This window comes from Pararobbsia silviterrae, from assembly GCF_003628125.1.
Taxonomy (GTDB): Bacteria; Pseudomonadota; Gammaproteobacteria; order Burkholderiales; family Burkholderiaceae; genus Pararobbsia; species Pararobbsia silviterrae.
Genome location: NZ_RBZU01000001.1, coordinates 621,771 through 645,385, shown reverse-complemented (window position 1 = coordinate 645,385; position 23,615 = coordinate 621,771). Strand labels below are relative to the sequence as shown.

Annotated in this window: 19 protein-coding genes; 14 read left to right on the top strand and 5 right to left on the bottom strand. The window is 65.5% G+C overall.

The window, feature by feature from the left end:
* Nucleotides 1-33: 33 nt before the first annotated feature.
* Nucleotides 34-4,023 carry a DUF3683 domain-containing protein gene (locus D7S86_RS02965; RefSeq protein WP_121083255.1) on the bottom strand — a complete coding sequence of 1,330 codons (3,990 nt, stop codon included), beginning with the start codon at nt 4,021-4,023 and terminating at the stop codon, nt 34-36.
* A 404-nt stretch (nt 4,024-4,427) separates the two neighbouring features.
* On the opposite strand from D7S86_RS02965, the gene D7S86_RS02960 reads away from it, so the two are divergent.
* The 4 genes from D7S86_RS02960 to queF all read left to right on the top strand — a co-directional run bounded on the left by D7S86_RS02960 (nt 4,428) and on the right by queF (nt 8,572).
* Nucleotides 4,428-5,090, top strand: coding sequence for a nucleotidyltransferase family protein (locus tag D7S86_RS02960; RefSeq protein ID WP_121084243.1), 663 nt, complete (start codon nt 4,428-4,430; stop codon nt 5,088-5,090).
* Nucleotides 5,091-5,234: 144 nt separating this feature from the next.
* A complete protein-coding gene (gene ilvA, locus D7S86_RS02955; protein WP_121083252.1) occupies nt 5,235-6,776 on the top strand; it encodes a threonine ammonia-lyase, biosynthetic in 1,542 nt (513 codons plus the stop codon).
* Nucleotides 6,777-6,843: 67 nt separating this feature from the next.
* The gene (locus D7S86_RS02950; protein ID WP_121083249.1) at nt 6,844-7,758 is read left to right on the top strand and encodes a 5'-nucleotidase; all 915 of its coding nucleotides are present in this window, start codon (nt 6,844-6,846) and stop codon (nt 7,756-7,758) included.
* Nucleotides 7,748-8,572 (top strand): NADPH-dependent 7-cyano-7-deazaguanine reductase QueF, encoded by an 825-nt coding sequence (queF, locus tag D7S86_RS02945; protein WP_121083246.1) that lies wholly within the window; start codon nt 7,748-7,750, stop codon nt 8,570-8,572. Before D7S86_RS02950 ends, queF begins: the two co-directional genes overlap by 11 nt.
* Before the next feature lie 19 nt (nt 8,573-8,591).
* Here the strand turns inward: queF and D7S86_RS02940 are convergent, their stop codons facing one another.
* Both D7S86_RS02940 and D7S86_RS02935 read right to left on the bottom strand, forming a co-directional pair.
* The gene (locus tag D7S86_RS02940; protein WP_121083243.1) at nt 8,592-9,059 is read right to left on the bottom strand and encodes a MarR family winged helix-turn-helix transcriptional regulator; all 468 of its coding nucleotides are present in this window, start codon (nt 9,057-9,059) and stop codon (nt 8,592-8,594) included.
* A gap of 10 nt (nt 9,060-9,069) precedes the next feature.
* Nucleotides 9,070-10,665: an MDR family MFS transporter gene (locus D7S86_RS02935; RefSeq protein ID WP_121083240.1), complete on the bottom strand. Its 1,596-nt coding sequence runs from the start codon at nt 10,663-10,665 to the stop codon at nt 9,070-9,072.
* A gap of 48 nt (nt 10,666-10,713) precedes the next feature.
* On the opposite strand from D7S86_RS02935, the gene D7S86_RS02930 reads away from it, so the two are divergent.
* Complete coding sequence (locus D7S86_RS02930; protein ID WP_121083237.1) at nt 10,714-11,565, top strand: EcsC family protein; 852 nt, start codon at nt 10,714-10,716, stop codon at nt 11,563-11,565.
* A gap of 334 nt (nt 11,566-11,899) precedes the next feature.
* Nucleotides 11,900-12,826, top strand: coding sequence for a LysR family transcriptional regulator (locus D7S86_RS02925; RefSeq protein ID WP_121083235.1), 927 nt, complete (start codon nt 11,900-11,902; stop codon nt 12,824-12,826).
* Nucleotides 12,827-13,127: 301 nt separating this feature from the next.
* On the opposite strand, the gene D7S86_RS02920 is transcribed toward D7S86_RS02925, so the two are convergent.
* Nucleotides 13,128-13,382, bottom strand: a complete 255-nt coding sequence (locus tag D7S86_RS02920) for a hypothetical protein (RefSeq protein ID WP_121083232.1) — start codon at nt 13,380-13,382, stop codon at nt 13,128-13,130.
* A 108-nt stretch (nt 13,383-13,490) separates the two neighbouring features.
* On the bottom strand, nt 13,491-13,883 hold the full coding sequence (locus D7S86_RS02915; protein ID WP_147432206.1) for a surface-adhesin E family protein: 393 nt from the start codon (nt 13,881-13,883) through the stop codon (nt 13,491-13,493).
* Nucleotides 13,884-14,268: 385 nt separating this feature from the next.
* Between D7S86_RS02915 and D7S86_RS02905 the strand changes: the two genes are divergently transcribed.
* From D7S86_RS02905 to D7S86_RS02870, 8 genes are all read left to right on the top strand, one after another.
* On the top strand, nt 14,269-15,534 hold the full coding sequence (locus D7S86_RS02905) for an MFS transporter (protein WP_121083224.1): 1,266 nt from the start codon (nt 14,269-14,271) through the stop codon (nt 15,532-15,534).
* Between the two features lie 357 nt (nt 15,535-15,891).
* Nucleotides 15,892-17,280: a GH1 family beta-glucosidase gene (locus D7S86_RS02900; protein ID WP_121084241.1), complete on the top strand. Its 1,389-nt coding sequence runs from the start codon at nt 15,892-15,894 to the stop codon at nt 17,278-17,280.
* Between the two features lie 85 nt (nt 17,281-17,365).
* Complete coding sequence (locus tag D7S86_RS02895) at nt 17,366-18,610, top strand: ABC transporter substrate-binding protein (protein ID WP_121083221.1); 1,245 nt, start codon at nt 17,366-17,368, stop codon at nt 18,608-18,610.
* Nucleotides 18,611-18,784: 174 nt separating this feature from the next.
* On the top strand, nt 18,785-19,618 hold the full coding sequence (locus tag D7S86_RS02890; protein WP_121083218.1) for a carbohydrate ABC transporter permease: 834 nt from the start codon (nt 18,785-18,787) through the stop codon (nt 19,616-19,618).
* Nucleotides 19,618-20,556, top strand: coding sequence for a carbohydrate ABC transporter permease (locus D7S86_RS02885; RefSeq protein WP_121083215.1), 939 nt, complete (start codon nt 19,618-19,620; stop codon nt 20,554-20,556). The genes D7S86_RS02890 and D7S86_RS02885 overlap by 1 nt, the downstream gene beginning before the upstream one ends.
* Before the next feature lie 3 nt (nt 20,557-20,559).
* On the top strand, nt 20,560-21,636 hold the full coding sequence (locus D7S86_RS02880) for an ABC transporter ATP-binding protein (RefSeq protein ID WP_121083212.1): 1,077 nt from the start codon (nt 20,560-20,562) through the stop codon (nt 21,634-21,636).
* Nucleotides 21,637-21,853: 217 nt separating this feature from the next.
* Nucleotides 21,854-22,900 (top strand): LacI family DNA-binding transcriptional regulator, encoded by a 1,047-nt coding sequence (locus D7S86_RS02875; RefSeq protein ID WP_121083209.1) that lies wholly within the window; start codon nt 21,854-21,856, stop codon nt 22,898-22,900.
* Between the two features lie 175 nt (nt 22,901-23,075).
* Complete coding sequence (locus D7S86_RS02870) at nt 23,076-23,528, top strand: DUF2501 domain-containing protein (RefSeq protein ID WP_121083206.1); 453 nt, start codon at nt 23,076-23,078, stop codon at nt 23,526-23,528.
* Nucleotides 23,529-23,615: the final 87 nt, after the last annotated feature.

Below are 23,615 nucleotides of genomic sequence, written 5' to 3'. Positions count from 1 at the left end.
ACGGCGCACGCCCTCGCGCGCGCCGCCCCGGCCTCAGACGAGCACTCGTTCGATACCGCCCGAGTTCGCGTTCGAGACGTAGTCGGCCATCCAGTTCTCGCCGAGCAGATTGCGCGCGATCTCGACGACGATATAGTCGGCCTCGACGCCCGTATCGCCCTGATAACGCGACAGCCCCTGCAGACACGACGGGCAGCTCGTGAGGATCTTGACGTCGCCTTCGTAGCCGTCCTTGCGAACCTTCGCGGTGCCCTTCTGCATTTCTTCCTGCTTGCGGAAACGCACCTGCGTCGACACGTCGGGACGCGTGACCGCGAGCGTGCCCGATTCGCCGCAGCACCGGTCGTTCTTCTCGATCGTGTAGCCGCCGTTGTCGCCCGTCGTCATCAGTTGATTGACGAGCTTCGTGCCGTCCATCGTCTTGATCGGCGTGTGACACGGATCGTGATACATATACCGGACCCCGGTCGCCCCTTCGAGCTTGACCTGCTTTTCGAGCAGGAACTCGTGGATGTCGATGATCCGGCAGCCCGGGAAGATCTTGTCGAACTCATAGCCCGCGAGCTGGTCGTAGCACGTCCCGCACGAGACGACGACGGTCTTGATGTCGAGGTAGTTGAGCGTGTTCGCGACGCGATGGAACAGCACGCGATTGTCCGTCACGATCTTCTCGGCCTTGTCGAACTGGCCCGCGCCGCGCTGCGGATAGCCGCAGCAGAGGTAGCCCGGCGGCAGCACGGTCTGCACGCCGACGTGCCAGAGCATCGCCTGCGTCGCGAGTCCGACCTGCGAAAAGAGCCGCTCCGAACCGCAGCCCGGGAAATAGAACACGGCTTCCGAATCGACGTTCGTGGCCTTCGGGTTGCGGATGATCGGGACGATCTTGTCGTCTTCGATATCGAGCAACGCGCGCGCGGTCTTCTTCGGCAGATTGCCCGGCATCTTCTTGTTGATGAAGTGCACGACCTGCTCGACGACGGGCGGTTTGCCGACCGTCGCGGGCGGCTTTGCGACCTGCTTGCGCGCGACTTTCTTGAGCACGTCGTTGCCGAGGCGCTGGGCCTTGTAGCCCCAATCGATCATGACCTTGCGCGTCAGATTGATCGTGTTCGGGTTCGTCGCGTTGAGGAAGAACATGCCCGCGGCCGAGCCCGGGTTGAACTTCTTCTTGCCCATCTTGCGCAGCAGATTGCGCATATTCATCGTGACGTCGCCGAAGTCGATCTTGACCGGGCACGGCGTCACGCACTTGTGGCAGACCGTGCAGTGATCGGCCACGTCGTTGAACTCGTCCCAATGCTTGATCGACACGCCGCGGCGCGTCTGTTCCTCGTAGAGGAACGCCTCGACGAGCAGCGACGTCGCGAGAATCTTGTTGCGCGGGCTGTAGAGCAGATTCGCGCGCGGCACGTGCGTCGCGCAGACGGGCTTGCACTTGCCGCAGCGCAGGCAGTCCTTGACGCTGTCCGCGATCGCGCCGATATCGCTTTGCTGCATGATCAGCGACTCGTAGCCCATGAGGCCGAAGCTCGGCGTATAGGCGTTGCGCAGATCGGCGCCGCCGAGCAGCTTGCCCTTGTTGAAGCGGCCCTCGGGATCGACCTTCGCCTTGTACTCGCGGAATTCGCTGATCTCGGCATCGGTCAGGAATTCGAGCTTCGTGATGCCGATCCCGTGTTCGCCCGAGATCACGCCGTCGAGCGCGCGCGCGATATCCATGATCCGCGCGACGGCCTGATGCGCGTCCTGCAGCATCGCGTAATCGTCGGAATTGACGGGGATGTTCGTGTGGACGTTGCCGTCGCCCGCATGCATGTGCAGCGCGACGAACACGCGCGAACGCAGCACCTTCTTGTGCGTCGCCTGCGCGGCGTCGAGGATCGGCTTGAATTCGCCGCCGTTGAAGATCTGGCGAAGTTCGGCGCGCAGTTCGTGCTTCCAAGAAACACGGATCGTGCGGTCCTGCGCGAGATCGAACACGCGCGCGTCGGGCTGCGTTTCGAGACGCTTCGCGAAGGCCTCGGCGAGCGCCGCGTAGCCGAGGCCGAACAGCTCGTCGCGCACCGAGGCGAGCGGCGCGTCGAGATGCGTCTGGATGTACGTCCAGCGCGCCCGCACGCGCGCGATCAGATCGAGCGCCTGATTGACGCGATCCTCGAGCAGCTCGGCCGTCGGGATCTCGTTCGCGTCGTCGCTCTTTCCGAGCGGCAGATTGCCCGACCGGAAGAATGTTTCGAGCGCGTCGACCAGCTGGAGCTTGTTCTTGTTCGACAGCTCGATATTGATCCGCTCGATCGCATCCGTGTACTCGCCCATGCGATTCAGCGGGATGACGACGTCCTCGTTGATCTTGAACGCGTTCGTATGCTTGGCGATCGCCGCCGTGCGCGAACGGTCGAGCCAGAACCGCTTGCGCGCCTCGGCATTGACCGCGACGAATCCTTCGCCGCTCTTCGCGTTGGCCATGCGCACGACTTCCGACGTCGCGCTCGCGACCGCATCGGCGTCGTCGCCGACGATGTCGCCGATCAGCACCATCTTCGGAAACGCGTTGCGCTTGCTCTTCGTCGCGTAGCCGACGGCACGCAGATAGCGTTCGTCGAGATGTTCGAGACCCGCGAGAATCGCGCCGCCCTGGCGCGTCTGCTCGAACATGAAGTCCTTGATCTCGACGATGCTCGGAATCGCATCGCGCGCCTGGCCGAAGAATTCGAGGCACACCGTGCGCGTATGCGCGGGCATTTTGTGCAGGATCCAGCGGCCGCTCGTGATGAGCCCGTCACAGCCTTCCTTCTGAATGCCGGGCAGCCCCGCGAGGAACTTGTCGGTCACGTCCTTGCCGAGCCCTTCCTTGCGGAAACGGCGGCCTTCGATCTCGAGGATCTCCGAGCGCAGCAGCTTTTCGCCGGGCGCGAAGCTGCCGTCGAACCACTTGCATTCGAAGCGGGCGAGCGGGATGTCGTGAATCTTGCCGAGGTTATGGTCGAGGCGCGTGACTTCGAGCCAGTTGCCTTGCGGGTCGACCATGCGCCACCAGGCGAGATTGTCGAGCGCGGTGCCCCAGAGCACGGCCTTCTTCCCGCCCGCGTTCATCGCGATATTGCCGCCGATGCACGACGCGTCGAGCGAGGTCGGATCGACCGCGAACACGAAGCCCGCGGCTTCGGCGGCCTCGGTCACGCGGCGCGTGACGACGCCCGCGCCCGAGTAGATCGTCGCGACCTTGCGGTCGACGCCCGGCAGATCCGTCATTTCGACGGGGCTCAGGTATTCGAGTTTTTCGGTGTTGATGACGGCCGAGAACGGCGTCAGCGGAATCGCGCCGCCCGTATAGCCCGTGCCGCCTCCGCGCGGGATCACCGTGAGTCCGAGTTCGAAACAGGCCTTGATGAGGCCGGCGATCTCTTCCTCGGTATCGGGCGTCAGCACGACGAACGGGTACTCGACGCGCCAGTCGGTCGCATCGGTCACGTGCGAGACGCGCGACAGGCCGTCGAACTTGACGTTGTCCTTCTGCGTGACGCGGCCGAAGACCTTCGTCGCGCGCTTGCGCAAGTCGTACGTCTGTTCGAACTGCGCCTTGAACGTCTCGACCGCCTTGCGCGCAGCGACGACGAGCGTTTCGACGCGGGTCGCGCGGTCGCGGCCCGCGATGTCGTCATGCGACGAGAGATCGGCCTTGCGGCGCTTCTCGATCTCGCCGAGGCGGTGATAGAGCGCGTTCACGAGCAGGGCGCGGCGCTTCGGATTGTCGAGCAGATCGTCCTGCAGGTACGGGTTGCGCTGGACGACCCAGATATCCCCGAGCACTTCGTAGAGCATGCGGGCCGAGCGGCCGGTGCGGCGTTCGCCGCGCAGCTCGTCGAGCGCGCGCCAGGCCTCGTCGCCGAGCAGCCGGATCACGATCTCGCGATCCGAAAACGACGTGTAGTTGTACGGGATCTCGCGCAGACGGGGGCCGTTCTCGTGGGCAGCGACCGTCGCGTCGTTCGGCAGCGGGTCGAATACTTGGGGAGCGTTCATGTTCGACAATTCATTTGTCCGGCTCGGGGTCTGTCAGACCGGCGCCGGCTGCGCGCAGTGCGCGCGGTTTGCTCGGAAAAGGCTGGCTGAGGCTGGCCGGCAGCGGGACCGGCATCCGAAGGGTACGGATGCATCGACCGCCTGGGCTCATGCACTGATTCTGTCAGTGTCGGCAGGATTCGGTCGGGCGCCACGATCGGGACGGCAGCAGCGGACGTGCCACAGCCGCGCAGGTGATGCGCGTCGACGCTGAAGCATGGCGGGAAAGGGCGGGCTGCCAGGGCATTGCGGGGTCCTTTTCTTGAATGGCGATTGTACTGCATCGGCCCGATCGGTGTTCGCCCCAGGCTCCGTGGGGTTTTCGGCCCCGATCGATGCGACAATCGCGCACCGAGGAGACCGTCATGCGACACCGAGAATCCATCCGGCCGGACCTTCCGGTCGGCATCCTGCTGGCCGCGGGCCGAGGCGCGCGCTTCGATCCGGCCGGCGCCCGCAACAAACTCACCGAACCGATGCCCGCCGGACCGACGCGCGGACTGCCCGTCGCCTTCGTCGCGGCGCGCCGCCTGCGCAGCGTGCTGCCGCGCGTCGTCGCGGTCGTGCGGCCCGGCACCGAAAGCCCGGAAGCCGCGCGGCACAGCGAAACGCTGCAGAAGCTGCTGGCCGAGGCCGGCTGCGAAGTCGTCGTCAGCGCCGACGCCGAGCGCGGCATGAACGCGGCGCTCGCGGCGGGCGTGCGCGCGAGCGCCAACCCGCACGGCTGGCTCGTCGCGCTCGCCGACATGCCGGCGATCGCGCCCGCGACGATCCTCGAAATCGCACAGACCCTCGTCGCGCCCGGCGCGCGCGCCGAGATGATCGTCGCGCCGCGCCATGCGGGCCGGCGCGGCCACCCGGTCGGATTCGGGGCCGCGCATGAAGCGGCGCTCGCCGCGCTCGACGGCGACGACGGCGCGCGCGGCCTGCTCGACGCCGTGCCCGTGACGCTGCTCGACACGCTCGACGCGGGCGTGCTGCGCGATATCGACACGCCGTCCGATCTCGACGCCGTCGCCCAGATCTAGTACCCCGCTCGCCTGCCGCCCGGCCGTGGCCGGATGCCTGTCCCGGATGCACGTGCCGGATGCCTGTCCTGGAAGCGCATCCCGCCCGCCCCGCCGGCGGCGGGCGCTATCATGGCGATCTTTTGCCCCTTTCCGCTTCGACCCATGTCCGCCCCCGACTACCTGAAAAAAATCCTGACGGCGCGTGTCTACGACGCCGCGCATGAAACCGAGCTCGAGCTCGCACGCAATCTGTCGGGACGGCTGGGCAACGCGATTTACCTCAAGCGCGAAGACAACCAGCCCGTCTTCTCGTTCAAGGTCCGCGGCGCCTATAACAAGATGGCGCATCTGAGCGCCGACGCGCTCGAACGCGGCGTGATCACGGCGTCGGCCGGCAATCATGCGCAGGGCGTCGCGCTGTCGGCCGCGCGCATGAAGGTCAAGGCCGTCATCGTGATGCCCGTCACGACGCCGCAGGTCAAGATCGACGCGGTCCGCGCGCACGGCGGCAGCGCCGTCGAAGTCGTGCTGACCGGCGAATCGTATTCGGACGCCTACCAACGCGCGGCCGAGATCCAGCGCGACCGCGGCCTGACCTTCGTCCATCCGTTCGACGATCCCGATGTGATCGCGGGTCAAGGCACGGTCGCGATGGAAATCCTGCGCCAGTACCAGGCGCAAGGCCGCGGACCGATCCACGCGATCTTCGTGCCGATCGGCGGCGGCGGGCTCGCGGCCGGTATCGGCGCGTTCGTCAAGACGCTCGACCCGTCGATCAAGGTCATCGGCGTGCAAACCGAGGATTCGTGCGCGATGGCGCGCTCGCTCGAACAAGGCGAGCGCGTGACGCTGCCCGAGGTCGGGCTGTTCTCCGACGGCACGGCGGTCAAGCTCGTCGGCGAGGAAACGTTCCGGCTCTGCCAGGCTTATCTCGACGAGGTCGTGGTCGTCGACACCGACGCGCTGTGCGCGGCGATCAAGGATGTCTACCAGGACACGCGCAGCCTGCTCGAACCGGCGGGCGCGCTCGGACTAGCCGGACTCAAGGCCTACGTCGAACGCGAGGGCGTGCGCGACAAGACGCTCGTCGCGATCACGTCGGGCGCGAACATGAATTTCGACCGGTTGCGTTTCGTCGCGGAGCGCGCCGAGGTCGGCGAAGCGCGCGAGGCCGTGTTCGCGGTCACGATTCCCGAGGAGCGCGGCAGTTTCAAGCGCTTCTGCGAACTCGTCGGCGATCGCAGCGTGACCGAATTCAACTACCGGATCGCCGACAAGAAGGAAGCGCAGATCTTCGTCGGCGTGCAGATCCGCAACCGCGACGAGAGCTGGCAGATCAGCTCGACGTTCGAAAATCACGGCTTCACGACGGTCAATCTGTCGCACGACGAACTGTCGAAGCAGCATATCCGGTACATGGTCGGCGGCCATTCGCCGCTCGCGCAGAACGAGTTGCTCTACCGGTTCGAATTCCCCGAGCGGCCCGGCGCGCTCATGCGTTTCCTGTCGTCGATGGCGCCGAACTGGAACATCAGCCTGTTCCACTATCGGAACCAGGGCGCCGACTACAGCAGCATCCTCGTCGGGATTCAGGTGCCGACGAACGAGATCGCGCAGTTCGAGCATTTCCTGACGACGCTCGGTTATCCGTATTACGACGAAAGCCGCAATCCGGTCTATCGTTTGTTCCTGGCGGCGTCGTAGCCGCGAGACCGCGCGTTCGCGCGCGTCGCGAGTCGCGCGGACCGCCGACCGATCTGGAGACACGTGCATGGCCTTCACGCTCGACGACAAGCTGGTGATCGCGATCTCATCGCGCGCGCTGTTCGATTTCGAGGAAGAGAACCGCGCATTCGATGAAGCGAACGGCGACGACCGCCCGTACATGAAGCTCCAGCTCGACCGGCTCGACGTGCCGGCCAAACCCGGCGTCGCCTATCCCCTGATCCGCAAGCTCCAGCAGTTCAACCAGGGCGACGTGCATCGCGTCGAGGTCGTGATCCTGTCGCGCAACGACCCGGTCAGCGGCCTGCGCGTGTTCAAGTCGGCCAAACGGCACGATCTGCATATTCAGCGCGGCGTCTTCACGCGCGGCAGCCCGCCGTTCGGTTATCTGAACGCGTTCAACGCGAATCTCTTCCTGTCGGCGAACCCCGACGACGTGCGCGCCGCGCTCAATGCCGGGTTTCCGGCCGCGCGCGTGTTCCCCGAGTCGGTCAAGCAGGCCGAGCGCAGGCCGAACGAGATCCGGATCGCGTTCGACGGCGACGCCGTGCTGTTCTCGGACGAAGCCGAGCGCGTCTACCAGCGCGAGGGACTCGACGCGTTCCAGCACCACGAAACGCGCCGGGTCGGCAAACCGCTCGCCGACGGGCCGTTCAAGCCCTTGCTCGAAGCGCTGCACCGGCTCCAGAGCGCCGCCGATTCCGACGCGCCGATGCGCATCCGCACGGCGCTCGTGACCGCGCGCTCGGCGCCCGCGCACGAGCGCGCGATCCGTACGCTGATGGCGTGGGACATCTATGTCGACGAGGCGATGTTTCTCGGCGGACTCGAGAAGGGCCGTTTTTTGCGAGAATTCGAGCCTGATTTCTTTTTTGACGACCAGACCCTGCATTGCGAATCGGCGCTCGCCGTGACGCCGACGGGTCACGTCATCTCCGGTATTTCGAACGATGAATCCTGACCAGTCTCCGCTCGGCAAGCCCGCCGAGTATCTCCAACACTACGATCCGACGCTGCTGTTTCCGATCGAACGGCTGCGCGGGCGCTCCGCGATCGGTCTGACCGGCGCGCTGCCGTTCTTCGGCACGGATCTCTGGAATGCGTACGAGCTGTCGTGGCTCAACGCGCGCGGCAAGCCGCAGATCGCGATCGCGACGTTCGCGATCCCGGCCGAGTCGCCGCACATCATCGAATCGAAGTCGTTCAAGCTGTATCTGGGTTCGTTCGCGAATACCGTCGTCGAGTCGGCCGATGCGCTCGCCGCGACGTTGCGCACGGATCTGTCGGCGGTCGCGGGCGCGCCGGTCAAGGTTCGGCTTACGTCGCCGTTCGAATTCGGCAAGCTCGAATTCGACGAACTCGACGGACTGTCGCTCGACCGGCTCGATCTCGACACGGACGTCTACGAGCCGACAGCGTCGCTGCTCGGCGCGAACTTCGACGAAGCGCCCGTCGAGGAAACGCTTACCTCGAACCTGCTCAAGACCAATTGCCCGGTGACGGGCCAGCCCGACTGGGGCAGCGTGCAAGTGTTTTATCACGGCCCGCAGATCGACCAGGCCGGACTGCTGCGCTACATCATCTCGTTCCGCAACCACACGGGGTTTCACGAGCAGTGCGTCGAACAGATGTTCGTCGACATCCAGCGTGAATGCCGTCCGACGCGCCTGGCGATCTACGCGCGCTATACGCGTCGCGGCGGGCTCGATATCAATCCGTTCCGGACGAACTTCAGCATGCCGAGCCCCGACAACGCGCGCACGGCGCGTCAGTAGGCGCGGCGCGCGCGCCGGATCACTCGACCGGATCCGCGACGGCCGCCACGGCGTGCGATGCGATGCTGTCGGCCACGCCGGCCTCGAGCAGGGCGAGCCCGCTCGACAGCGCCGAGAGCGTCGTATCGTCGATCCGGCTCATCGCTTCGGCGAGAAACGCATCGCGCTGCGGCAGGCACGTTTCGACGATCGCGCGGCCCGCATCGGTCAGCGACACGTTCGTCACGCGGTTGTCGCGCTCATCCGTGCGACGGTCGACCCATTCGAGCGCCTCGAGCGCCTTGACCTGACGCGTCAGCGCGCCGGGATCGATCCGGCATTGCTCGACGAGCTGCCGCTGCGAGCGCGCGCCGCCGTTGTCGTAGAGCGCGATCAGCACGCGCCAGCGCGGCAGCGGTTGTCCGACGCGGCCTTCGAACGCAGCCATGAACGCGCGATAGGTCCGTCCAAACTGCTGAATCAGCGCGATACGTTCACGTTCGTTCATGACTCACCTCTTACTCCGCTACGACGGGCGGCTCAACCGTACGCGTGAGCTTGACGGGCGGCACACGCCGCGAGCACACGACCGCGACGAATGCGACGACCGCCGCGATGACCTCGCCCAAATGAATGCCGCCGACCAGCGCCTCGCGCGCCTGCTCGATCAGCAGCGCGCCATTGTGCCCGGCCTTCGCGAGCTCCGCTACCAAGGCGGCCTGCGCGTTGCGGTCGATCAGAATCTGCGGATCGCCGAAATGCGCAAGCCATTGCATCGCGTTCGCGTCCTCAAGCGCGACGTGCACGCCATGCCGATAAAAATGCGTGACGACCGTGCCCGTCAGCGCCGTGCCGAACATCCCGCCCACCATGCGCAACGACTGCAACAGCGCCGTGGCGATCCCGAAATGCTCGCGTCCGGCTGCTTGCTGCCCGAAAACGGTCAGATTCGGTAAGACAAAACCGAGTCCCAGGCCACCAGCCAACATGATCACAAACAGCACGGCATGCGACGTCGACCGCGTCGCGACGCCGACGCCGAGACACGCGACGGCGATCATCACGAACCCCACGTACAGCATGAGGTTCGGATTGCGCAGGCGCGTCACGATGCGCCCGTTCGTAATGCTGCCGATCGTGATGCAGACCACGAGCGGCGTAATCACCAGGCCCGCCTCTTGCGGCGACATGCCGAAGCCGCCCTGCAGCAACAGCGGCGCGTAGAACAGCAGCGCGAACAACGAAAATCCGCCGAGCACCGCGAGCAGAAACAGCGTCGACAGCGCGCGGTTCGCGAACATGTCGAGCGGCAGCATCGGCTGCGCCGCGCGGCGTTCCCAGCGCCACAGCGCGCCGAACGCGACGATCGCCAGCACGCCGAGCACGCTCGTGTAGGTCGTCACGCCATGCTTGGGCAGCTCTTCGACGAGCATCTGGAGCGCGCCCAGCGACAGGGCGATCAACGCCGCGCCGAGCCAGTCGATCCGGATCGGGCCCTCATGCTTGCTGTTGCGCAAATGCGGGAGAAAACGCCAGACGAAGACAACCGAGAGCAGACCGATCGGCAAATTGACGTAAAAGACCGAACGCCACCCATAGTACTGGGTCAAAAAACCGCCCAGCGAGGGACCGACTGCATTCGCGATGCCGAACGCGGAACTCATGACGACCTGCCAGCGCAGGCGCGTATGCGCGTCGGGGAAGAGGTCGGGAATCGACGCGAAGGCGGTGCCGACGAGCATGCCGCCCCCGATGCCCTGGAGCCCGCGCGCGATGACGAGGAACAGCATCGAGTTCGCCGCGCCGCAGAGCAGCGAGGCGCCCGTGAAGACGATGATCGATGCGATGACGAACGGCTTGCGGCCGAAATAATCGCCGAGGCGGCCGAAAATCGGCACCGTGATGACCGAAGCAAGCAGATAAGAGGTCGCGACCCACGCATAGAGCTCGAAGCCGTGCAATTCGGCCACGATCGTCGGCAGCGCCGTGCCGACGACCGTCTGGTCGAGGGCGACGAGCATCGTGACGAATGCGATGCCGAGGATGGCGAGGAGAGATTCGCGAAACGGAAGAACTTGCCCGTGCGAGTGGGGCGTCGCTGTATGAACCGCCATATTTTTTGACAATGCAATTGTTGACTCGACAATTTTTAGGATCATAGCATGCCGTCGAACCCGGATGGAGTCCAGGCAGTGCTCGCGCCGATGCGCGACGAGGATCGGCGCGCGCTCGCGCAGGCGAAGGCCGACTTGCTGCGTCCGTCGCTCGCGATCCGCATCGCGTCGGGCGTCGGCATGCGCATTGACACCCTGCTGCGCCATGTGCCGGGCGGCCTGCACGACAAGATCACCGACCTCGCCGAGGCCGCGCTGCGCCGATGCCTCGACGTCGCGCTGCGCACGCTCTCGGACGGCGCGACGGCGGCGCCGAGCGGCATCGCCGCCCAGGCGCGCGCGCGGTCGAGAGGCCTGCACAAGCTCGCGGTGATCGGCACGGGGGCCGCGGGCGGCGCGTTCGGTCTGCTCGCGCTGCCGGCCGAATTGCCGGTCACGACGACGCTGATGTTTCGCTCGATCTGCGCGATCGCGCAGTCGAAAGGCGAGTCGCTCGGCGATCCCGCGGTCCAGCTCCAGTGTCTGCTCGTGCTCGCGCTCGGCGGGCCCGCGCCCGACGACGACGAGGCGCAATGGGGATATTTCATGGTCCGCGGCACGCTCGCGCAGGCGGTGTCGCGCGCATCGAGCGAGCTGGCGTCGAAAGGGCTCGGCGCGCACTCGTCATCGGTCCTGCTTCAATTGATCCGGCAGATCGCCTCGCGGCTTTCGGTCCAGATCAGCGAGCAGATCGCGGCCAAATCGGTGCCGGCGATCGGCGCCGTCGTCGGCGCAAGCGTCAACGCGGCGTTCATCGATCATTTCCAGAAGATCGCCGACGCCCACTTCACCGTGCGCGCGCTCGAACGCCGCTACGGCGAAGCATGCGTACGTGCGTGCTGGGAGGCGTTGCCGGAGTGAGGGACGTCGGCGACGCCCATGTCATGGTGCGCACGCGCGAACGCCGCTACGGCGAGGCATCAGCACGCGTGCCGGGAGGCGTCGCCAGGGTGACGAACGTCGGCGACGCATCGCGCGCTGCCCATGCGTCGCTCATACGTCACCGCACGCGCCCCCGCAGTCGCCACCTCGTGCATCACCTTCATCCGAAGCCATCCACGATCGCTACATCGTCTGGCGTGCGCGAATCCTACGCAACTTTCGGAATGTCCTGAACATCTCGATTTTCGCGACCCGGCATCATTCGGCGATCTGCGCGCCGTATTCGAAGCGGTGCCGCGTAGGAGTTCGACCGATGAATGTGTTGCAAGCGATGCGTGTATTCCTGCGCGTTTCCGAGACAGGCAGTTTTGGCCGTGCCGCGGCGAGCCTCGATATCTCGAATGCGGCGGTCACGCGCTATGTCGCGCTGCTTGAAACGCATCTCACGGCGCGGCTGCTCAACCGGACCACACGCTCCGTTTCCTTGACCGAGGCCGGCCGCGAATACGCGCAAGGCTGTCGCGAAGTGCTCGCGCGCATCGACGAGATCGAGTCGTCGATCGGCAACGCCGCGACGACGCCGTCGGGCACGCTGCGCATCGTCGCCTCGACCTCGTTTTCGCTCGGCGGCCTGACGCCGATGTTCTCGGCCTACCGCGCGCACTATCCCGACGTGCGGCTGCACGTGACCTTGCTCAATCGTCGCGTGGATCTCGTCGAGGAAGGCTATGACGCGGGCATCGTCTCGCCCGAACTCGTGACCACGGGCAGCCTCGTGCACCGGCCGCTGCTCACGATCCACGGCACGATCGTCGCGGCCCCGCACTATCTCGCCATGCGCGAACGGCCCGATATGCCCGAGGCGCTGCTCGAACACGCGATCCTCGGGCCCACGAGCACGCTGCGCGACAACGTCTGGTCGTTCGAGGGGCCGCACGGCACGGCAAAGCAGGTCACGCTCGAACTGGACTACGCGTCGAACGATGCGACGATGATCCGGCATGCCGCGCTCGCGGGCATGGGCATCGCCCTCGTGCCCGAGTCGCTCGTGAGCGCCGATATCGAGAGCGGCGCGTTGACGCGCGTGCTCCCCGCGTTCCGGCCGACCGACGCATGCAGCGAGGTCTCGATCGTCTATCCGGGACGCCGCCACTTGTCGGCTAAGACGCGGTCGTTCGTCGAGTTCGCGATCGAGCACTTCCAGCAACGCGACGACCGCGGGATGGCCTACGCCGCTTAGACCCAGGGTCCGCTCTCCGGCTTCGAGCTTGGAACGTTCGAGCCGTCGGGCTTTCGGGCTTTCGGGCTTTCGGGCTTTGGGCTTTGGGCTTTGGGCTTTGGGCTTTGGGCTTTGGGCTTTGGGCTTTGGGCTTTGGGCTTTGGTTGTCAGTGTCGGCCTCGGGCTTTCGGCGTTGGACACCGGCTTAGGGCCGGACGGAAACGGAGAGCAACGGGCATCGCCTCCCATCGGCTTGACGCGCCTGCGGTCGCGCCCTCGCCTCACATGAAGACGCCGAGCATCCCGCCGTGAAGCGGTCCGTTCAGACCTCGATCTCGTCGATTTGCGCGTGGGCAAACGTCTCGCCGACGACGAACGCGTCCGCGACGCTCGCGAAACGCCGCCCCGGACTCACCTCGACCTTGATGCCGCGCCCGTCGCCGCTCGGCGCATGCCGATAGATATAGGTCGTCGCGGCAAACGCCGGACGCGCGTCGCGCGGGCGCAGGTCGGGCGACGGCGTCGCCTCGACCGTGATGTAGAAGCCCTTATAGGGTCCGGAAATCCTGACTGCCATGGCGCACGCACATCAAGCGAATTCGGATGACGGTCACGCGGCGTCCCGTGCCGCAAGCGTGCGGTCCGCGCCGAGCGGCGGCCGCCGAGACGTACGTCCCCATCTGCGTCAACAAATCTTCGAATAGATCGCGTCGACGACGGTCCCCGGCGCAACCGGCGTCCATGCATTCGGCGGAAAACTGTGCACGCCGGCCGGCGAACCGTCAGCGCCGACGTAATGCGCGTCGATCGCCATCGATTGGCGGCGTGAGCAATCCATCTTGTAGCGCGTGACCGCCGACGCAACCGGCGCCGTCGCGCCCGGCGGATTGGCCGGGTCCTTCCACGTCGTGAGCGTCAGGTAGTTGATATACCCGTCCTCGTCCTTCATCACACTGTCCGTATCGACCGAAAACGACAAATCGGGCGCCGCCGACAGACGAACCCACTTGGTCGCGTGCGCGACACCGGCCACGCCGACCAACACCATTGGAATCACGCACTTCCAGAAAACGCGCATGCTATGGATCCGGTGGCTTTGCGTGAGTTGTTCTTGAATAGGACGATGAACCGCTGCGGGCCATTCTATCAGGCGCCTTGTCGCGCGGTACAGGCCGCGCGCCGCGTTCCGAACGCCCCGCCCCTGCGGTTTTTTCGCGACATCCGCGAAAAAACGTCATCCCGCGCGCGACACCGTCCAACGCGCGCGCCCCGAGCGAAACCGTTTGCGCACGCTCGACCCCGTGCCGCGCCGCATGCCAAGTAGTCGGGCGAATGTGGTCATCGCGCAGGCCGCCGCGCGATCCGAACGACGCGAGCGCGCGCTCGCCGCGCCGCCGATGCGAGCTTTCGATGCGATAACATGCGCCGACGTCCATTCCCACGATTCGCCTGACGGAGACAGCATGACCGAGCCCCAGTCCGCTCGCGGCGCCGCCACGACCTCCCCCTTCGCAACGCCCACCACGCCGCTGCGCGAGCGCATCGCGACGATCGGCGCATTCTTCGCGAACGGACTCGGCATCGGCGCATGGGCCGCCGAAATTCCGCGCATCAAGGAACATCTCGGACTCTCCGACACACTGCTCGGCATCGCCCTGCTCTCGTTCGCCGCCGGTGCGATTCTCGCGATGCCGATGGCCGGGCGCGTCGCGTTGCGGCTCGGCACGCCGCGCTCCACCTTGATCGCGTCGTGCGCGTTCGTCGTGCTGCTCGGCCTGCCCGGCTACGCGCCTTCGCTGCCGATCACGATGCTCGGCCTGTTCTTCCTCGGCATGTCCAACGGTTCGATGGACGTGCTGATGAACGGTCATGCGAGCTATATCGAAACGCGCTGGGGCCAGCCGATCATGTCGTCATTCCACGCGGCATGGAGCTTTGGCGGCCTGCTCGGCGCGGCATTCGGCGGCTTTATCGCCAAATCGGGATACTCGGTCGGCGCGGGGCTCGCGCTGCCGGCCCTCGTGTCGGCCGCGATCGTCGTCGCGAGCGCGGCGATCGGCCTGCGGCCGGGCTTCGAAGCCCCGCGCGTGCATCATGAAAAAGTGCCGTTCACGTTCCGCAACCGCCTGTTGCTGCTGCTCGGCGCGGTCGCGTTCCTGTCGATGGTGACCGAAGGCTCGGTCACCGACTGGAGCGGCGTCTATCTGCGCACGATCACGCATGGCACCGCGGCGCAAGCCGCGATGGGCTATGCCTCGTTCGCGTTCGCGATGACCGCGTGCCGGCTCGTCGGCGACCTCATCGTGCGCCGGCTCGGCCAGCAACGCACGATGTGGGTCGGCGGCGGCCTCGCCGCGCTGGGCTTTCTGGTCGTCATCGGTGTGCCCGTCGTGCCGGTCGCCTGCGCGGGCTACGTGCTGATCGGCGTGGGCCTCTCGAACCTCGTGCCGATCATCTTCAGCGCGGCCGGACGCGCGGGCGCAACGCCGGCCATCGGCGTCTCGATGACGGCCACCGCAGGCTATGCAGGCTTTCTGATCGGCCCGCCGATCATCGGATTCTGTGCCGACATGCTCGGCATCCGCGTCGCCTTCGTGCTGCTGCTCGCCGCGGCGTGCGCGATCGCGGCCGTCGGCGCGCGCGTCGTCGGCCAAACGCCGCCGCTCACGCGCGACGACACCCCCGCCGGCGCTGACTCCGATCCCGCCTGCGCACCGCAAACACGCTGAGAGCTATCGATACCGAGGCGGCGCACGCGGCCGCTTCGGCACCTCGACACGACGTCGGCCCACCCACGCGCCTCGGCCGCCCGCCCAACGGTGAAGCATCGCCGTGCCTGCGCGAATCCGTCCCGCGGCACCGTCGACGCCCGCCGCTGTACTGAAACTACAATCGGCCGATCTAGGCATTTTCCCGCTTGCGCCGCGCCCGCGCCCCGCCGATGGCCGGCTGACGGGCGTAGCCCTGACCTCCCCCTGTAGAAACCCCTATTCCCGCGACGAACGGACGACTGCTACATTTCGCGAACTTGATTGGAACCGTTTCCAATTCTTTATTTCTGAAATATTCACACCGTAGGAGTGTTTGTGTTCAACGACGCGCCGTATGCCTCGAACGCTGGTGATCAGACGTTCTCTCCGCCTTCCGATTCGATCTTGTGGCGCAAGGACTTCTTGCTCGGCACCGCAACGGCCTCGTATCAGATCGAAGGCGCGATTCACGCCGACGGCCGCATCCCGTCGATCTGGGACACGTTCTCGGCCACGCCGGGCAAGGTGCTCGCGGGCGACACGGGCGAATTCGCGTGTGATCACTACAACCGCTGGCAAGAAGACGTCGAACTCCTCAAGTCGCTGAACGTCGACGGCTATCGCCTGTCGATCGCGTGGCCGCGCGTGATGCACGCCGACGGCACGCCGAACCAGAAGGGCATCGACTTCTACGTGAACCTGGCCGACGCGCTGCGCGCGAAGGGCATCAAGGTCTACGCGACGCTTTATCACTGGGACCTGCCGCAGTACCTCGAAGACCGCGGCGGCTGGCTCAACCGCGACACCGCGTATCGCTTCGCCGAGTACGCCGACGTGATCAGCCGCGCGCTCAAGGGCAAGGTCGACGCGTGGATGACGCTCAACGAACCGTGGTGCTCGGCCTTCCTCGGCTACGCGAACGGTCACCACGCCCCGGGCCTCGCGACGCTGCGCTACGCGCCGACCGCGATGCACCATCTGCTGCTCGGCCACGGCCTGGCTGTCGCAGTCCTGCGCACGAACGATCCGGACGCGGGCGTCGGCATCGTCGCGAACGTCGGCCGCGGCACGGCCGATTCGGACAGCGCGGCCGACCAGCGCGCGGCGCACCTGTTCGAAGTCCAGCACAACGCATGGGTGCTCGGCCCGCTGCTCAACAAGGCCTACCCGAAGGATCTCTGGGAACTGTGGCCCGGATGCGAGCCGCTCGTGCTCGAAGGCGACCTGGAGATCATCGGCGCGAAGCTCGATTTCCTCGGCATCAACTACTACTTCCGCACGAACGTGAAGAGCGACGGCGCGCACGGCTTCGTCGAAGCGCCGCCGGCCAACGTCGAGCGCACGCAGATGGGCTGGGAAGTCTACCCGCAAGGGCTGCAGGATCTGCTGATCGGCTTCCACAAGACGTATCCGAACCTGCCCCCGATCTACATCACCGAAAACGGCATGGCGTCGGATGACGAAGTCGTCAACGGCGAAGTCGTCGACAACCAGCGCATCTCGTTCCTGAACCGCCACCTCGCCGCGCTCGACAACGCCGCGAAGGCCGGCGTGGACATCCGCGGCTATTTCATCTGGTCGCTGATGGACAACTTCGAATGGGCGTTCGGCTATGAGCGCCGCTTCGGCATCGTCCACGTCGACTACACGACGCAGAAGCGCACGCCCAAGCGCAGCGCGCTGCAAATTGCCCAGTTCCTGGCTGATCGCAAGGCCCGGAGCTGAAAACCGCAGTAAAGAGAGCAGCAACCACACGCTCGCGGCGGGCTCGGCGCCCATCAGCGAGCGGTCTACAACGGAGGAGGTCTACATGGTCAAAGCAGCAAAGCTGACGAAAATCGCCGCCAGCGTCGCACTGGTGCTCGGCGCAGCCGTGGCCCATGCCGACGGCGAAAAGGCGCAGGTCATCCACTGGTGGACGTCGGGTGGCGAATCGGCAGCCATCAAGCAATTCGCGGACGCCTACAACAAGGCAGGCGGCGTCTGGGTCGATCAGGCCATCGCCGGCGGCGAACAGGCTCGCGCGGCCGCCATTAACCGCATCATCGGTGGCGATCCTCCCACGGCTGCTCAATTCAACACGTCGAAGCAGTTCCACGACATCATCGATCAAGGTCTGCTGAACAACATCGATGACGTCGCAGCGAAGGAAAACTGGGACAAGATCCTTCCGCAACCGGTCATCGACAGCATCAAGGTCAAGGGCCACTGGTACGCGGCGCCGGTCGATATCCACATGCCGGCCTGGATCTTCTACTCGAAGCCCGCGTTCGCGAAGGCCGGCATCACGAGCGATCCGAAGAACTACGACGAACTCATCGCCGACCTCGGCAAGCTCAAGGCTGCGGGCCTGACGGGTCTCGCGCTCGGCGGCCAGCCGTGGCAAGAAAAGCTCACGTTCGACGCCGTCCTCGCGGACGTCGGCGGCACGGACCTGTACCTCAAGGTCTACCGCGACAAGGACATCGCGGCCGCCAGCTCGCCGGCATTCAAGAACGTGCTCGCGCAGTACAAGAAGCTGCATGACTACGTCGACGCAGGTTCGCCGGGCCGTAACTGGAACGACGCGACCGCGCTGCTGATTCAAGGCAAGGCGGGCGTGCAGATCATGGGCGACTGGGCGAAGGGCGAATTCATCGCCGCGAACCAATCGGCCGGCAAGGACTATGGCTGCTTGCCGGGCTTCGGTCCGAAGGCGCCGTACATCGTGGCCGGCGACGTGTTCGTGTTCCCGAAGACGGATAACGCCGACGCGCTCAAGGCTCAGCACTTGCTCGCCACGGTCATGACGTCGCCGGGACCGCAAGTCGCGTTCAGCGCGAAGAAGGGCTCGATCCCGATTCGTACGGACGTCGACGCGTCGAAGCTCGACGTGTGCGCGCAGGAAGGGATCGAAGCGATGAAGGACAAGTCGCGTCAACTGCCGAACGCCGAAATGCTGGTCGCACCGGATCTGAACGGCGCGCTGCAGGACGTGATCACGAACTTCTGGAACAAGAACGAGTCGGTTGACGACGCCCAGAAGGCCTTTGTGAGCGCGATGAAGGGTGCGTAATCGCGCTCTGGCGTAGTATGGATGCTGCCCTGTCGGGCAGCGCCCAGCGGCCAGCCGACAGGACTCCGGCTGGCCGTTCTCGTTTGACTGAATTGGTTTGACCTGGAGGAAGTTGTGGCCAAAAAGCCTCGCCGACAGCGTTATCCGTGGACGGCCTACCTGGCGCTGATACCGATGGCCCTGACTGTCGTGTTCGTCTATCTCGGCACGATGGTATGGAGTGCAAAAATCTCCATGAGCAGTTCACGTACATTCCCGTCGAACAACTTCGTCGGGCTGACCCAATACGTGCGGTTGTTCAATAACGATCGCTGGATCGTGTCGCTGCAGCATCTGGTCGTCTACGGCATCTTGTTCATTCTTGCCTGCATGATCATCGGGTTCCTGCTCGCCGTCTTCATCGATCAGAAAGTGACCGGCGAAGGCGTGCTGCGCACGATCTTCCTGTACCCGTACGCGATGTCGTTCGTCGCGACCGGGCTCGTCTGGCAATGGATGCTGAACCCCACGCTGGGGCTGCAGTCCGTGATCCAGAAGCTCGGCTTCACGAGTTTTCAATTCGACTGGATCATCAGCCAGGACAAGGTCATGTACACGATCGTGATGGCCACGGTCTGGCAGGCCTCCGGTCTCGTCATGGCGCTGCTGCTCGCGGGCCTGCGCGGCGTCGACGAAGAAATCTGGAAGGCCGCGCGCATCGACGGCATTCCGCGCTGGCGCGTCTATCTGAGCATCGTGCTGCCGATGCTCGCGCCGTCGTTCGCGACCGCGTTCGTGCTGCTGTTCGTCGCCGTGATCAAGCTGTTCGACGCCGTCGTCGCGATGACGCAGGGCGGCCCGGGTACGGCCAGCGAAGTGCCCGCGAAATTCATCATGGATTACCTGTTCGGCCGCGCCAATCTCGGCCTCGCATCGGCCGCTTCGATCGTCATGCTGCTCACGGTAGCCGCGCTCGTCGCACCGATCCTCTACGCGCGTCATCGCGCATTGGCCGTCAGGGGGGCGTAATGGAAGATATCAAACTGAGTCAGGCCGCCGTGCCGGGCGCGACCGCCGCGCCTCACCCCGCGAAGCGCGCCGCGCGCCGTCACAAGCCGGCGTTCACGCCCGCGCGCCTGGGCATCTATGCGTTCCTCGTGACCGCGGCCATCGTGTTCCTCGTGCCGCTGTACGTGATGGTCACGACCTCGCTCAAGACGATGGACGAGATCCGTCTCGGCAATCTGTTCGCGCTGCCGATGCATCTGACGGTCGCGCCGTGGGTCTCCGCGTGGACCGAGGCCTGTACGGGTCTCGCGTGCAACGGGATTCGCGTGGGCTTCATCAACTCGGTCAAGATCGTGATTCCGAGCACGATCCTGTCGATCTTCTTCGGCGCGCTCAACGGTTATGCACTGTCGTTCTGGCGCACGAAGGCCGCGAACATCCTGTTCGGCATCCTGCTCATGGGCGCGTTCATCCCGCTGCAGGTCATGATCTATCCGATGGTCCGCGTGCTCGCGACCGTGCATCTGTTCAGCTCGCTGCCCGGCATCGTGATCATCCACACGGTGTTCGGCATGCCGATCATGACGCTGATGTTCCGCAACTACTACGCGACGATTCCGGGCGAGCTGTTCAAGGCCGCGCGCATCGACGGCGGCGGGTTCTTCCGGATCTTCCTGCAACTGATGCTGCCGATGTCGACGCCGATCATCATCGTCGCGATCATCATGCAGGTCACGGGCATCTGGAACGACTTCATTCTGGGCCTCGTGTTCGCCGGTCAGGACAACCTGCCGATGACCGTGCAGCTCAACAACATCATCAATACGACGACCGGCGAACGGCTCTACAACGTCAACATGGCCGCGACCATCCTGACGTCGGCAGTGCCGCTGCTGATTTACCTGATTTCCGGCCGCTGGTTTGTTCGCGGCATCGCCTCCGGCGCAGTCAAGGGCTAGAACATGTCTAACGTTTCCGTTCGTAATCTGGATATCGTCCTCGGTGGCAATGCGATCATCGAGAAGCTCAACCTCGACGTCGAGGAAGGGGAATTCGTCGTGCTGCTCGGCCCGTCGGGCTGCGGCAAGTCGACGCTGCTGCACAGCATCGCGGGTCTGATCGACGCGACCGACGGCACGATCGAAATCGGCGGCAAGGACATGACCTGGGCCGATCCGAAGGATCGCCAGATCGGTCTCGTGTTCCAGTCGTATGCGCTGTACCCGACGATGAACGTCGAGCGCAATATGTCGTTCGGCCTGCGCATCAACGGCACGCCGAAGCCCGAGATCGAGCGCCGCGTCAAACGCGCGGCCGAGATCCTCCATCTCGAGCCGCTGCTCAAGCGCAAGCCCGCGCAACTGTCGGGCGGTCAGCGTCAGCGCGTCGCGATCGGCCGCGCGATCGTGCGCGAAGCCGACGTGTTCCTGTTCGACGAACCGCTCTCGAACCTCGACGCGAAACTGCGTACGGAACTGCGCCGCGAGCTCAAGCAGCTTCACAAGACGCTCGGCTCGACGATGATCTACGTGACGCACGATCAGGTCGAAGCGATGACGCTCGCGACGCGCATCGCCGTCATGCGCGGCGGCGTGATCCAGCAGATCGGCGCGCCCGCGGCGGTCTACGAGAAGCCGGCGAACCTGTTCGTCGCGGGCTTCCTCGGCTCGCCGGGCATGAACTTCCTCGAAGGCAAGCTTGAACGCGGCGGCAACGGCTATGTGTTCCGCTCGGGCGACATCGCCATCGACGTGTCGCACTACGCGTTCGCGCGCGAGCCGGCGCTCGGCGCGACGGTGACCGCGGGCGTGCGTCCCGAGGATCTGCACGTCGCGCTCGGCGACGCGAAATATCGCGGCACGGTGTCGCTGATCGAGCCGATGGGCAATCACCACGTCGTCTGGTTCGATTACGCGGGCAAGACGTTCTCGTCGATCGCGGGCGAAACCGAAACGGCGCGGCTCGACGAGTCGATCGGCTTCACGATCGATCCGCGCAATATCTCGCTGTTCGATCAAGCCAGCGGCCAACGCATCTGACGCGCGGGGCGGTTCGACGCGAATCGCCCCGGTGGGACTCCGCATCGCGGCCGCCGAGCGGCCGTCGGTGCGCAGCGCCGCACGCGCGCTGCGCCGATCGGGCGCGACCTGACTATTTATTTCTGACTAGAGGCGTGCGGTGAACGCCCTATAATCGCCGAATTTTGTCCGGCGCACGGGCGCTCGACGCAGCCGGGACAAGCACAGGGGAGCGCGCGTGGCAACGATCAAGGATGTCGCGAAACTGGCCGGCGTAGGCGTCGGCACGGCTTCGCGCACGATTTCGGGCAAGGGTTCGGTGTCACCCGAGGCCGCCGCTCGCGTGCATGCCGCGATCGCCGCGCTCGATTTCCGTCCTTCGTCGATCGGCCGCGCGCTCTCGAAGCAGTCGCTCGGCATGATCGGCCTGTTCGTGCCGTCGTTTCGCGGCAACTTCTACGGCACGATTCTCGAAACGACCGACAACGAGCTGCGCGCGGTGCACCGGCATATGGTCGTCGCGAACGGCAGCGGCGACGGCAGCGGCGACAGCAACGGCCGCGAGCAGGCGCTCGACGCGATCGATTTCCTGATCTCGCGCGATTGCGACGGCATCGTCGTGATCAGCCACGAACTCCGCGACGACGATCTGATCCGCATTCGGCAGCGCATGCCGAAGCTCGTGGTGCTCAATCGCGCGTCCGAGGCGATGGGCGACGCGTGCTTTTCGGTCGATCACCGCTGCGGCGGCGAGCTCGCGGCGCAGACGCTGCTCGACAACGGCCATCGGAACCTCGCGGTCATCGCGGGGCCCGCGACCGCGCCCGACAACCTCGAACGGATCGCGGGATTCCTGAGCGTCGTCGCGGAGCACGGCATCGATCCGGCCGACGTCAAGCGCGTCGAGAGCAACTTCACGCCCGATGGCGGCTGGCGCGCGATGAAGGCGCTGCTCGATCAGGGCCGCGATTTCACAGGCCTGTTCTGCGCGAATGACGATATGGCGATCGGCGCGTTGTCATACCTGCGGCATACGGGGATCTCGGTGCCGAACGATCTGTCGATCATCGGCTACGACGACGTCGACGCGGCCGCGCATACCGCGCCGACGCTGACCTCGGTCCATATCCCGATGGAAGAAATGACCGCCAACGCGGTGCGCTGGCTCATCAACGCGTGCTATGGCGGCGAATTGCCCGTGACGCGCGCGTTTCCGGTCTCCGTCTCCGAACGCCATTCGGTCGCGCGCATGCGCGGCGCGAAGCGGCCCGTTCGGCAGGCTTAAGCGCGGCGTACGGCCTGTCGCGCGCGACGATACGGTCTCGCGTTCGAGCGACGGCACGCGCGGCTGCCGCCCCGAGACCCCGTGCGCGCAAACGAACGCAGTCATTGACGCTCCCGCGCCGCCGGATCACGGCCTATATTGAAGACTCGTCCCACCGACCCCGCGGAGCGCCGATATGAATTTCCGTTCTCACCGCGCAATACGGACCGTCCTCTCGATCGCGTTGTGCTTGCCGCCTGTGCTCGCGCACGCGCAACTCGGCAATATGTTGAACGGCGCGACGGGCAGCACGGGTTCTTCGACCGGCAGTCTCGGAAGCCTCAGCAGTCTCGGCGGGCTCGGCAACGTGAGTTCGGGGAGCCTCGGCAACGCGACGGGCGTCCTCGAGTTCTGCATCAAGAACAACTATCTCGGCGGCGGCGACGCGTCGGGGGTCAAGGATCAACTCATGTCCAAGCTGTCGAGCAAGGGCTCGCCGAGCTCGGATTCGGGATACACCGACGGCGCAAAGGGCTTGCTCACGAGCAGCAGCGGCAAGCAGCTCGATCTGAGCGGCGGCGGCCTCAAGGCCGAAGCGACCAAACAGGTCTGCGACAAGGTGCTCTCGCAAGCGAAGTCGATGCTCTGAAGACCGTTGCGGGGACGCAGGCACGCGCCCTTGAGCCCTTGCGTCCTCACGCTCGCACTTTGGCGCCCCCGCGTCGTCGTGCCCCCG